The sequence below is a fragment of the Streptomyces sp. NPDC005931 genome (assembly GCF_042871235.1).
Taxonomy (GTDB): domain Bacteria; phylum Actinomycetota; class Actinomycetes; order Streptomycetales; family Streptomycetaceae; genus Streptomyces.
In genome coordinates this window covers 1-12,012 of the sequence record NZ_JBIAIG010000015.1, presented here as the reverse complement: position 1 = coordinate 12,012, position 12,012 = coordinate 1, and the positions used below count along the sequence as shown (strand labels likewise).

At 73.2% G+C, this 12,012-nt stretch carries 12 protein-coding genes; 8 read left to right on the top strand and 4 right to left on the bottom strand.

Annotated features, from left to right (window positions below):
- The coding region (locus tag ACFYOV_RS27770) for a chaplin family protein (RefSeq protein ID WP_389092075.1) at window positions 1–563 on the top strand (563 nt) is incomplete at its 5' end.
- Between the two features lie 82 nt (window positions 564–645).
- Here ACFYOV_RS27770 and ACFYOV_RS27765 read toward each other — a convergent pair.
- On the bottom strand, window positions 646–834 hold the full coding sequence (locus ACFYOV_RS27765) for a DUF5703 family protein (protein WP_389092072.1): 189 nt from the start codon (window positions 832–834) through the stop codon (window positions 646–648).
- 47 nt (window positions 835–881) lie between these two features.
- Between ACFYOV_RS27765 and ACFYOV_RS27760 the strand changes: the two genes are divergently transcribed.
- The gene (locus ACFYOV_RS27760; RefSeq protein WP_389092070.1) at window positions 882–1,583 is read left to right on the top strand and encodes a hypothetical protein; all 702 of its coding nucleotides are present in this window, start codon (window positions 882–884) and stop codon (window positions 1,581–1,583) included.
- A gap of 72 nt (window positions 1,584–1,655) precedes the next feature.
- Here the strand turns inward: ACFYOV_RS27760 and ACFYOV_RS27755 are convergent, their stop codons facing one another.
- Together ACFYOV_RS27755 and ACFYOV_RS27750 are read right to left on the bottom strand one after the other, a co-directional pair.
- The gene (locus ACFYOV_RS27755; RefSeq protein WP_389092067.1) at window positions 1,656–3,716 is read right to left on the bottom strand and encodes a helix-hairpin-helix domain-containing protein; all 2,061 of its coding nucleotides are present in this window, start codon (window positions 3,714–3,716) and stop codon (window positions 1,656–1,658) included.
- Window positions 3,713–4,699, bottom strand: coding sequence for an aldo/keto reductase (locus tag ACFYOV_RS27750; protein ID WP_389092065.1), 987 nt, complete (start codon window positions 4,697–4,699; stop codon window positions 3,713–3,715). The genes ACFYOV_RS27755 and ACFYOV_RS27750 overlap by 4 nt, the downstream gene beginning before the upstream one ends.
- A gap of 222 nt (window positions 4,700–4,921) precedes the next feature.
- Between ACFYOV_RS27750 and ACFYOV_RS27745 the strand changes: the two genes are divergently transcribed.
- Window positions 4,922–5,977, top strand: a complete 1,056-nt coding sequence (locus ACFYOV_RS27745; protein ID WP_389092062.1) for an LLM class F420-dependent oxidoreductase — start codon at window positions 4,922–4,924, stop codon at window positions 5,975–5,977.
- Window positions 5,978–6,310: 333 nt separating this feature from the next.
- Window positions 6,311–7,099 (top strand): ferritin-like domain-containing protein, encoded by a 789-nt coding sequence (locus ACFYOV_RS27740; protein WP_389092059.1) that lies wholly within the window; start codon window positions 6,311–6,313, stop codon window positions 7,097–7,099.
- Between the two features lie 36 nt (window positions 7,100–7,135).
- Here ACFYOV_RS27740 and corA read toward each other — a convergent pair whose 3' ends face one another.
- The gene (gene corA / locus ACFYOV_RS27735) at window positions 7,136–8,137 is read right to left on the bottom strand and encodes a magnesium/cobalt transporter CorA (protein ID WP_389092057.1); all 1,002 of its coding nucleotides are present in this window, start codon (window positions 8,135–8,137) and stop codon (window positions 7,136–7,138) included.
- Between the two features lie 62 nt (window positions 8,138–8,199).
- Between corA and ACFYOV_RS27730 the strand changes: the two genes are divergently transcribed.
- From ACFYOV_RS27730 to mshC, 4 genes are all read left to right on the top strand, one after another.
- Window positions 8,200–8,886 (top strand): histidine phosphatase family protein, encoded by a 687-nt coding sequence (locus ACFYOV_RS27730; protein WP_389092055.1) that lies wholly within the window; start codon window positions 8,200–8,202, stop codon window positions 8,884–8,886.
- 112 nt (window positions 8,887–8,998) lie between these two features.
- Window positions 8,999–9,589 carry a DUF3090 domain-containing protein gene (locus ACFYOV_RS27725; RefSeq protein WP_389092052.1) on the top strand — a complete coding sequence of 197 codons (591 nt, stop codon included), beginning with the start codon at window positions 8,999–9,001 and terminating at the stop codon, window positions 9,587–9,589.
- Window positions 9,553–10,386 (top strand): SCO1664 family protein, encoded by an 834-nt coding sequence (locus ACFYOV_RS27720; RefSeq protein ID WP_389092050.1) that lies wholly within the window; start codon window positions 9,553–9,555, stop codon window positions 10,384–10,386. Before ACFYOV_RS27725 ends, ACFYOV_RS27720 begins: the two co-directional genes overlap by 37 nt.
- A gap of 253 nt (window positions 10,387–10,639) precedes the next feature.
- Window positions 10,640–11,869, top strand: a complete 1,230-nt coding sequence (mshC, locus tag ACFYOV_RS27715; protein WP_389092047.1) for a cysteine--1-D-myo-inosityl 2-amino-2-deoxy-alpha-D-glucopyranoside ligase — start codon at window positions 10,640–10,642, stop codon at window positions 11,867–11,869.
- Window positions 11,870–12,012 lie beyond the last annotated feature (143 nt).

Here is a 12,012-nt window from a genome sequence, read left to right as displayed (position 1 = left end):
AGGGCGGCGCGCAGGCGGGTGGACAGGCCACGGACTCGCCCGGCGTGGCGTCCGGCAATGTCGTTCAGGTTCCGGTGCACGCCCCGGTGAACGTCTGCGGCAACACGGTCGACGTCGTCGGTGTCGGCAACGGCACCACGGACAACGAGTGCGTGACCGACAGCTCCGGCGCAGGCGCCACCCCGCCGGGCGAAGAGCCGCCCGGCGGCCCCGGCGAACCGGAGACCCCGGGCAACCCCGAGGAGCCCGGCACCCCGGAGACCCCGGGCAACCCCGAGGAGCCCGGCACCCCGGAGACCCCGCAAACCCCCGGCACCCCTGAAACCCCCGGCACCCCTGAAACCCCGGACACCCCGGACACCCCGGACACCCCGGACGAGCGGACTCCGGGCGACCGGACCCCGGACGGCCCGTCGGAGAGCCGGCCCGACGCCCCTTCCGCGGTCAGGCCTCAGCTCGCCCAGACGGGCAGTGAGCTGCCCATGGGCCTCGTCCTCCCGGTCGGCGCGGGCGCGCTGCTCGGCGGCGCGATCCTCTACCGCAAGGCACGGACCGCGGTGTGACCCCGGACCGACGGAGGGGCCCGCGGTTGCGGGGCCCCTCCGTGGGTGACTCACTCCGTCTTCCGTACCCGGCCGCCCGGAATCACCAGGTGGCACGCACCTGGCGGATGATCCGCCGCCGCAGCCGCACCCTGCGGCTGCCGTCGCGCAACAGGCTCAGTCGGTCCAACTCCCAGTGACCGTACTCCGCGTGGTCCGTCAGCAGACGTGCTGTCTCCTTGCGGGACACCCCGCGCGGTACGTACACGTCGACAAATTCGTATTCCGGCATCGCATCTATTGTGCGGGCTGGGCCCCGGTACGGATAGCGTCTGCACTATGTCTGATGCTGCGCAGCCCACCGCTGCCGAGGTACGCGCCGCCGCCGAGGCGGTCAAGACCGCGCTCGACCGCCACCTGGCCGCGGTCGAGCGCCGGTCGGGGGAGGACGACCCGGCCGTCTACGAGGCGTTCAACCAGCTGGCCGCGGCCGCGGAGGCGTACGACGAACTGCTCTACGACCGCTACGACGAGGTGACCCCCTTCGAGATCCCCGGCGCGGAGGACGCGATGCCCCCGTACACCGGCCCGGAGGAGCCGAACGCGCTCAGTGTGCTGATCCGCCGTGACTACGCCGTCGCGGAGCCGCAGCGGCTGCTGGCGCACGCGCAGCGGATCGAGGCGGCGGACGACGAGGAGGGCTCGGAGGCCTCCGCCACCGTCCATGGCGCGCTCGGCATCCTGTTCGGCGAGTTCGAGCCGGACGAGATCGCCTCGCGACACAAGGAGTTCGGACTGGAGGAGGGCGACTCCACGCTCTGGGTCACGGCCGCGGACGAACCCGCCGAACCGGGGGAGTGGCTGGAGGCCCCCTTCGAGCAGGCCGACCCCCAGCGGGTCGTGTGCCGTTTCGACGTCAGCGCGGTCTTCGACGACGACCTGGACGACGACGGCGACGACGATGCCGACGACCTCGAGGACCGGCTGAGCCCGGCCCTGGCCGAGGACGACGACCTGGAACCCCTCGACGCGGATCGCTGAGCGGCAGGCGGTGGCAGCCGGGCGAACCGGGCGGTGGCAGCAGACTCCTGCCACCGCCGCTTCGCCCGGCAGCTAGCCGGCCGACGCCGCGACCTGTGGGGCGAGCAGCACCGGTAGCCGTGTGGTCCGCGGCTTCGGACCGACCTCGGCAACGGCGTGCGCCAGCGCCTGCTCCACACCGTGCACCACGGACAGATGCCGGTCGGCCCGGCCGAACGCCGTATAGACCCAGGGCCTGCTCAGCGACTGCGCGGCGTCCCCGGGCAGCACCACGACCACGGCGGGCCACCGGCATCCCACCGCCTGATGCGCAGTGAGCGCCCACCCGTGCCGCACCGACTGCTCCACCCGCTCCTTCGGCACGACGACCCGCTCGCCCCCGCACACCAGATGCAGCCCCTCGGCGTCGGCCTTCTCCACGCGGCCCGGCAGCGTGCGCCCCGGCGCGGGCGCGTAGACCACCCGGTCCCCGGGGTCGAAGCCGCCGAACCGCCCCGGCCCCGGATTGAGCCGCTCCTTCAACGCCGCGTTCAGCACCCGGGTGCCCACTGCGCCCCCGTGCCCAGGGGTGATCACCTGTGTCTCCTCGGCCGGAACGCCGATCGCGCGCGGCACTGAGTCGACCACCAGTTGCACGGTCCGGTGCACGGCCTCGCCCGCGTCCCGCACCGGCACGATCACGACTTCCTTGCCGGGCGCCGCCACCTGGTTCAGCTCGCCCATGCCGACGCCGGAGACCAGCTCACCGAGCGGGCCCGGATCCGGCCGCCGGGAGGCGACCTGCGGGCAGACCCGCGCCGCCAGCAGATCGGCGAACACTCGCCCCGGCCCCACCGACCACAGCACGCCCGGATCCCCGGCCAGCACCAGCCGGGCCCCGTCCGGCAACGACTCCACCAGCAGGGCGGCCGCCTCGACGTCGAGCTGCGGGGCGTCCAGCACCACGAGCAGGTCGACGTCCAGCGCACCGTCGGCATCCCGGCCCGGCCCCTCGGCACCGGACAGCAGCCCCGCCACCGTGGCGACGCGGAGTCCCTCCGCCAGCGCCGCGAACCGCTCCCGCCCGAGGGGACCGTGCGCGGCGGCCCAGGCCCGCAGCCCCAGGTCCTGTGCGGCCCTCAGCAACGCGGCCGGCTCCGCCCGCGCGGCCTCACCACCCGTGTGCAGCACCAGGCCGTGCCCGGCGACCGCGCGGATCAGCTCACCCGCGGACCCCTCGGACGAAGCGGCCGCCCGCTCCCAGTCCTCACCCGGACAATCCTGCTTGGGCGCCGAGTTGACCAGCCGGGCCAGCCCGTCGGCGAGACTCTCCTCGGCGAGCGCGTACCGCTCCAGCCCCACCAGGACTCGGACGGGCACCTCCTCGTCCTCGGCGGAGGCGACGGCCCCCTCCACCGCGTCCTGGAAGACGAGGACATCGCCCTGCGCGACGGCGTCTTGCACCGCGCCCTCGGCGTCCCGCACGCCCTGTCGGCCCAGGGCGGTGACGAGCACGGGCATCTCCAGCGCGGTGTGCCCGGCCAGGGCGGCCTGATCCAGCAGCCACACGGTGACGGCCCGGCCCCGCCGCTCGTCGTCCGGCCCGGCCTCCGCGCCGAGCAGCGCCCGCGCGAACCCGTCCGCCTGCTCGGGCCGCACCCCGGCCACCCGCAGCAACTGCCAAGGATCCGCGCGCAGCTCCTCCGGCGCACCCTCGCCCAGTACCGCCGCGGCCTGCACGGCGAGCCCCTCGGGCGCACCGCCCTGCACGAGCACCTCGCGCACGCCCCGCACGACCGAGGAGGACGGCGCCGCCCCGGCGGCCACCACCGCCGCCGCCGGCCGCGCCGGCTCCGGAGCGGGCCGCCGCGGGGCCGGAGTCTCGGTGAACACCGGGGCCACCGGCTTCTCACCGCTCTCCACGGCCCGCACGGCGGCGAGCAGGTCGGCGGCCCTGCCCCTCAGCTTCGCTCCGGCCTCGACGGGACCCTGCTTCTCCGCCTTCCTCCGCTCGATCCGCTCCCGCTCGATCCGCTGCGCCTGGAGCTCGGCCTCGGCCTCGGACACCTGCGCCTGCGACGACGCGGCGTCCGCACCCATGGCCGGCTTCTCCGGCTCGGCGTCCTCCGTGGTCTCGGGCGGCTCCGTGCTCACAGCGTGCTCCAGTCGTGATCGGGATAGCGGTGCACGGGCGCCGACACGTCGTCGAGCGCCCGGCAGATCTCGTCAGGAAGACTAAGGGCCTCCACTGACAACGCCGCCGTGAGCTGCTGCGCGTTGCGTGCACCGACGATCGGGGCGGTGACCCCGGGCCGGTCCCGCACCCATGCCAGCGCCACCTGGAGGGCGGTCACCGCGAGCCCGTCCGCCGCGGTCGTGACGGCGTCCACGATCCGGCCGGCCGTGTCGTCCAGGTACGGCGCGACGAACGGGGAGAGGTGCTCGGAGGCGCCCCGGGAGTCCGGCGGTGTGGCGTCGTTGCGGTACTTGCCGGTGAGCACGCCCCTGCCCAGTGGCGAGGACGGAAGCAGCCCGATCCCCAGATCGACGGCCGCGGGCAGCACCTCGCGCTCCACACCCCGCTGGAGCAGCGAGTACTCCATCTGCGTGCTCGCCAGCCGGGTGCGCGCCCCCGGCACCGCCAGCTGCCAGGTCGCCGCCTTCGCCAGCTGCCACCCGCAGAAGTTGGACACCCCGGCGTAGCGCACGCGCCCGCTGCCCACCGCGATGTCGAGGGCCTGGAGCGTCTCCTCCAGGGGCGTGGTCGGGTCGTAGGCGTGCACGTGCCACACGTCGACGTAGTCGGTGCCGAGGCGGGCGAGGGAGGCGTCCAGCGCGGCGAGCAGATGCCCGCGGGAGCCGTCGAAGCGCCGGTCCGGGTCCGGCACGCTGCCGGCCTTCGTCGAAATCACCAGGTCCCGGCGCGGTACGAGCCCGTCCATGAGCCTGCCGAGCAGATACTCGGCCTCGCCGTCCCCGTACACGTCCGCGGTGTCGACGAGGTTCCCGCCCGCTTCCCAGAACGTCTTCATGAGGTCGGCGGCGTCGTGCTCGTCGGTGTCCCGTCCCCAGGTCAGGGTCCCCAGACCGATCCTGGACACACGCAGGCCGGTGCGGCCGAGATGCCTCTGCTCCATGAACGCCGAGATTACTGTTCGGACGCGGGGGTGTGGGGGCCTGTGGACAACGGTTTTCCCAGCCCGGGGGAGCCGTGGTGCCCCGTCGGGGGCGTGACTGCCCGCGGACGGACGGCTCCGGGCGACCCCACAACCGCAGAGGCCGCGCACACCCCACCCGCCCGTCGGCGGTATAGGGTCTGCCCACAAGCGACGTTACTCACCGGTAAAGGGGAGACGGCCATGCAGCTCGGGATCAACCTCGGCTACTGGGGCGCGGGAATGGACGCGGACAACCTCGCCGTGGCGCAGGAGGCCGACCGCCTCGGATACGCGGTCTGCTGGGCCGCCGAGGCCTACGGCTCCGACGCCGCCACCGTCCTCACCTGGGTCGCCGCCCAGACGGAACGCATCGACGTCGGCTCGGCGATCTTCCAGATCCCCGCCCGCCAGCCCGCGATGACCGCGATGACCGCCGCCACCCTGGACTCCCTCTCCGGCGGCCGGTTCCGCCTCGGCCTCGGCGTCTCGGGCCCCCAGGTCTCCGAGGGCTGGTACGGCGTCAAGTTCGACAAGCCGCTCGCCCGCACCCGCGAGTACGTCGAGATCGTCCGCAAGGCCATGACCCGGGAGCGCCTCTCCTACGAGGGCGAGCACTGGACCCTTCCGCTCCCCGGTGGCCCCGGCAAGCCCATCAAGCTCACGGTGCACCCCCAGCGCGAGCACATCCCGCTCTACATCGCGGCGATCGGCCCCAAGAACCTCGAGCAGACCGGTGAGATCGCCGACGGCGCCCTGCTGATCTTCCCGTCCGCGGACCACCTCGAGGACACCGCCGTCACGCACCTGAGGGCCGGCCGTGAGAAGGCCGGCAAGAGCCTCGACGGCTTCGACATCTGCCCCACGGTCCCCCTCGCCGTCGGCGACGACAAGGACGTCACGACCCTCGCCGACACCTTCCGCCCCTACACCGCGCTGTACGTCGGCGGCATGGGCAGCCGCAAGCAGAACTTCTACAACCAGCTCGCACAGCGCATGGGGTACGAGAAGGAAGCCGCCGAGATCCAGGACAAGTACCTGTCCGGCGACAAGCAGGGCGCGGCAGCCGCCGTACCGCACGACCTGATCGACCGGACCACCCTCCTCGGCTCCGTCGACCGCATCGCCGACCGCATGAAGGCCTACGCCGCCGCCGGAGTCACCACCCTCACCCTCGCTCCGGCGGGCTTCACGCTCGACGAGCGCCTCGCATCCCTCCGCGCCGGCGTCGAGGCCCTGGAGCGCGCCGGACTCGCCTAGCTAGAACCGGTCAAGTGGATCACGCCGCGGACGCGGGGTCCGGCACGCGCTCTGGAGCAACGGCCGAAAACCGGCCGGGTGTGCGGTCGGCGCGACCGCGGAAGTTCCACGGCCGTGGTGGGGGCTCGGGGGTCCACCCCGCCACGGCCGTCAAGGAGTACAACGCTCCAAGGGCCCCACGGTTACGTCTCCCTCCTACCGATCCCGTCCCCCTTTTGGCGGAGTTGCCCGGTACACCTGTTGCCGCGCCCCCGTGCCCGCACTTGACTCGTTCTTCGCGGAGCGACGCGGAACGCGCGGACGCCGAGGAAGCCTGCGGAGAGGTGACCAACGATGCTGTCGGCCAAGAGTCTGTTCCAGGAGATCCTCGACAACGACGAGTCCTTCGCCCTGTTCTGCTCCATCGCCGCAGGCGGCGAGTCCCAGGGAGGCTGGGAGAACGCCCGCATCGCCGCCCTGGTCCCCGAGGCGGAACGCGCGCTCGCACCCAAGATCACCCGTCACGGTGCCGACGAGGACAAGCACGGCCGCATCTTCGACGCCCTGATGAAGAAGCGCGGCGTGCGGCCCGTCCCCGTCCCGGCGGAGACCGACTACACGATGCTGCTCGAGAAGAAGGGCATCGGTCTGGCGCACGACCGGCTCAAGCGCGACGAACCGCTCACCGTCCAGGACATCGTCACCTACCTCTCGCACAGCAGGGTCACCGAGCAGCGCGCCTCCGAGCAGATGGAGCTGCTCCGCAAGCACTTCGCCGACCATCCCGAGCTCGGCCGCGCGGTCAGGATGATCTCCAACGACGAGGACAACCACCTGGCCTACTGTCACGAGGAACTGCTGCGCCTCGCCCGCGCCGGCCACGGCCGTGCCATCCAGCGCACGCTGCGCACGTGCGCGCTCGCCGAGATCGCCGTCTACCGGGACGTGAGCCTGGCGGTGATGGCCCACATGGGCCGCATCCTGGGCTGGTCCCGGGCGAAGTCGGTGCTCCTGGCGGCCGGCATCCAAGCGGTGTACGCGTACGAACGCGCGGGCGGGTGGCGCCGCATGGTCTCCCTGAGGACGCCCGAGCGCCGCAACGCGCTGGGCGGCCCGGCCGACCCGGCACCGGAATTCGCGTGAGGACCGCCTGCCGGGACGAACTCCCGCAGCCCTCGCCTACATCCAACCCCGCCGCTTGAACAAGCGGAACAGCACGACCTCCAGCACCGCCATCACCACGACCACCGCCGGATAGGACCACGTCCACCGCAACTCGGGCATGTGCTCGAAGTTCATCCCGTAGATCCCCGCGATCATCGTGGGGATCGCGGCCATCGCCGCCCACGCGGAGATCTTCCGCATGTCGTCGTTCTGCCGCACGCTCATCTGCGCCAGATGGGCCGAGAGGATGTCCGAGACCAACCGGTCCAGCCCCTCCACGGACTCGTTCACCCGCGTGAGGTGGTCGTGCACGTCACGGAAGAACGGCCGCGCCTTCTCCGCCACGAACGGCACGGCCGTGCCGAGCGTCCCGACACCCACCCCCGCGAGCCGCGTCAGCGGCACCGCCAGCGGTCCCGTCGCCCGCCGGAACTCGAGGATCTGCCGCTTGAAGTTGTAGATCCGCGACGCGGTGTGCCGCGACCCCCCGCCGTCCGGCGAGAACACCTCCGCCTCCAGTTCCTCCAGGTCGGCATGCAACTCCGTCGCCACCTCCAGGTAGTGGTCGACGGTGGCGTCGGCGATCGCGTACAGCACCGACGTCGGCCCCTTGACCAGCAGCTCCGGCTCCCGCTCCAGCCGGCTGCGCACCGCCTTCAGCGGGGACGCCTCGCCATGTCGCACGGTCACCACGAACGAGTCGCCGAGGAAGATCATGACCTCCCCGGAGGACACCGTGTCGCTCTCCGGTTCGTACCCGACCGGCTTGAGCACCAGGAAGAGCGAGTCGTCGTACACCTCCAGCTTGGGCCGCTGGTGTGCCTTGAGGGCGTCCTCCACCGCCAGCGGGTGCAGGGCGAACTCCTGCGAGACCCGGTCGAACTCGTCCTCCGTCGGCTCGTGCAGTCCGATCCAGACGAAACCCCCCGCCGACCGAGCCTCGTCCAGTGCGTCGGAGAAGTCCTCGGGCCCCTCCGACCGGTGCCCCTCCCGGTAAATGGCACAGTCGACGATCACGGAGCGCACTCTCCCCTCGCTCGACGGACACCGCACGCGCGCGTGCGCCTACCCTGGGCCGCATGCCCACGTTGCTCCTGGTCCGGCACGGACGTTCCACCGCCAACACCGAAGGGGTGCTCGCCGGCTGGACGCCCGGCGTCACCCTCGACGAACGCGGGGCCGCACAGGCCGCCGCACTGCCCGGCCGGCTCGCCGCCCTGACGCTCTCGGAGATCGTCACCAGCCCGCTCCAGCGCTGCCGGGAGACGATCCGGCCGCTGCTGGACGCACGGCCCGGTCTCCACCCGCACACCGACGACCGCATCGGGGAGTGCCACTACGGCGACTGGTCCGGCCGCAAGCTCGCCGAGCTCAAGGACGAGCCCCTGATGGAGGTCGTGCAGGCCCACCCGTCCGCGGCGGCGTTCCCCGGCGGGGAATCCATGCGCGCGATGCAGACACGCGCCGCCGAGGCGGTGCGCGAGTGGAACGCGCGCGTGGAGCGCGACCACGGCGCCGATGCCGTCTACCTCATGTGTTCGCACGGGGACATCATCAAGTCTCTCGTCGCCGACGCACTCGGGCTTCATCTCGACCTCTTCCAGCGGATTTCCGTCGAACCGTGTTCCATCACCGCGATCCGTTACACCCGGCTGCGCCCCTTTCTCGTCCGCCTCGGCGACACGGGCGACTTCGCGTCGCTGGCGCCGCGCGAGGAGCCGCCGGCCGACGACGCCCCCGTCGGGGGTGGTGCGGGAGCACCGTGATCGTCGGCCGCAGTAGGGTGAAGCGGTCGCGGAGTTGCGCTCCCGTGTGAAAGTCGCCCCTCCCGCCCCTTGTGCCCCCGCCCCTTCCCCGCACTCTCAATGGAGACAGGACGTGTCCCGTCAGGTGTTCCTCTACGACCCACCGGAACGTTTCGTGGCCGGTACGGTCGGACTGCCAGGGCGCCGAACGTTCTTCCTCCAGGCCTCCGCCGGCTCCCGGGTGACCAGCGTGGCCCTGGAGAAGACACAGGTCGCCGCGCTCGCCGAGCGCATGGACGAGTTGCTCGACGAGGTCGTACGCCGCAGCGGCGGCAACGCCGCGGTGCCCGCGATGGCACCGGCGGAGATCACCGACACCGCCCCGCTGGACACCCCCGTGGAGGAGGAGTTCCGCGTGGGCACCATGGCGCTCGCCTGGGACGGCGAGGAGCAGCGCATGATCGTCGAGGCCCAGGCGCTCGTCGAACTGGACGCCGACTCCGAGGAGGACCTCGCCGAGGCCGAGGAGCGGCTGCTCCAGGACGAGGAGAACGGACCCCCGATGCTCCGGGTCCGGCTCACCGGCGCGCAGGCCCGGGCCTTCGCCAAGCGCGCCCTCGAGGTCGTGAACGCCGGGCGGCCGCCGTGCCCGCTGTGCAGCCTGCCCCTCGATCCGGAAGGACACGTATGTCCGCGCCAGAACGGATACCGCCGCGGAGCGTGACGGCCGCCGACCCGGCCGCCGCGGTGCTGCTCGCCGAGGGCGACCTGAGTGTGCGCGGACGCATCCGTGAGGCGTCGAACGCGGCGCTGTACTGCACCGTCACGCACGGGGGCCGCGAAGCCGCATGCGTCTACAAGCCGGTCGCGGGGGAGCGGCCCCTGTGGGATTTCCCCGACGGGACGCTCGCCGCGCGGGAGGTCGCCGCGTACGAGGTGTCCGAGGCGACCGGCTGGGGGATGGTGCCGCCCACCGTGCTGCGCGACGGCCCCTACGGCGAAGGCATGTGCCAGCTGTGGATCGAGCCGGAACCCGGCGCGGAGCTGCTCGCCCTGGTCGACGGGGAGGAGCCCGGCCCCGGCTGGAAGGCGATCGGGTTCGCCGAGTCCGGGGAGGGGCGGACGGCGCTGCTGGTGCACGCCGACGACGAGCGGCTGCGGCGGCTCGCCGTGCTGGACGCGGTGATCAACAACGCCGACCGCAAGGGCGGGCACCTGCTGCCCACCGCGGACGGCCGGCTGTACGGCATCGACCACGGGGTCACCTTCAACGCCGAGAACAAGCTGCGCACGCTGCTGTGGGGCTGGGCGGGCGAGCCGCTGACGCAGGAGGCGGTGGACGTCCTGCGCGGCCTGGCCGGGGCCCTCGTCCCGGGTGCGCCGCTCGCCACCCGGCTGGCCCCGCTGATCACCCCGGCGGAGCTGGACGCCACCCGCGCCCGCGTCGAGGCCCTGCTCACCACGGGCACCCACCCGGAACCGACCGGCGAGTGGCCGGCGATCCCCTGGCCACCGGTGTGACACGCAGCCCTCGGCCACCGGTGTGACACGCAGCCCTCGGCCACCGGTGTGCCCCGGAGCTGGAGCCCCGGGGCAATGCGGCGTCCTGCGCCGCGTCCGGGAGCGCCGGGGCCTGCGCCCTCCGTTCTCGCCGGAGCGGGGGCCGGCGCGGGCCGTCGGCAGCACGCGAAGCCGTTGCGCGCAAGACCGCCCTTCCGGCCGTCCGGTCCGCTCCGGTTCGTATCCGGAACTGCGGTCCGGTTAGGCTCATGGCATGCATGCCTGGCCCGCTTCCGAGGTCCCCGCCCTGCCTGGTCAGGGCCGCGACCTGAGGATCCACGACACCGCGACCGGGGGTCTGGTCCACCTCGACCCCGGTCCCGTCGCCCGTATCTACGTCTGCGGCATCACGCCGTACGACGCCACCCACATGGGGCACGCGGCGACCTACAACGCGTTCGACCTCGTGCAGCGCGTGTGGCTCGACACCAAGCGGCAGGTTCACTACGTCCAGAACGTCACCGACGTCGACGATCCGCTGCTGGAGCGGGCCGAGCGGGACGGCCTCGACTGGGTCGCCCTCGCCGAGCGGGAGACCTCCCTCTTCCGTGAGGACATGACCGCCCTGCGGATGCTCCCGCCGCGGCACTACATCGGCGCCGTCGAGGCGATACCCGGCATCGTCCCGCTCGTCGAACGGCTGCGGGAGCTCGGCGCGGCCTACGAACTGGACGGCGACATCTACTTCTCCGTGGAGTCCGACCCCCACTTCGGACAGGTCTCCCGCCTCGACGCCGACGCCATGCGGCTGCTGTCCGCCGAGCGCGGCGGCGACCCGGACCGTCCGGGCAAGAAGAACCCGGTCGACCCGATGCTCTGGATGGCCGCCCGCGAGGGCGAGCCGAGCTGGGACGGCGGTTCGCTGGGCCGGGGCCGACCCGGCTGGCACATCGAGTGCGTGGCCATCGCCCTCGACCACCTCGGCATGGGCTTCGACGTCCAGGGCGGCGGATCCGACCTGGCCTTCCCGCACCACGAGATGGGTGCCTCGCACGCCCAGGTGCTCACCGGCGAGTTCCCCATGGCCACGGCGTACGTGCACGCCGGCATGGTTGCGCTGCACGGCGAGAAGATGTCCAAGTCCAAGGGCAATCTGGTGTTCGTCTCGCGGCTGCGGCGCGAGGGCGTCGACCCGGCCGCGATCCGCCTGGCCCTGCTCGCCCACCACTACCGCGCGGACTGGGAGTGGACCGACCAGGTCCTCCAGGACGCCGTGGCCCGGCTGGGGCGCTGGCGTGCCGCGGTCTCCCGCCCCGACGGCCCGCCCGCCGCGGCGCTCGTCGAGGAGATCCGCGAGGCCCTCGCCGACGACCTGGACGCCCCCTCCGCGCTCGCCGCGGTAGACCGCTGGGTGGCGCTCCAGCAGGAAACCGGCGGCACGGACCCGGGCGCGCCCGGAGTCGTCTCCCGCGCGGTGGACGCGCTGCTCGGCGTGGCCCTGTAACCCCGGGAACGCGGGCGGGGGGGCCCCCCCCCCGGGGGGGGGGCCCCCCCCCCCGGGCCCCGGCGCCCCCCCCCCCCAACCCCCCCGCCAACCCCGCGGGCCCGCCCCCCCCCGGGGGGGGGGGGGGCGCGGGGCCCCCCCCC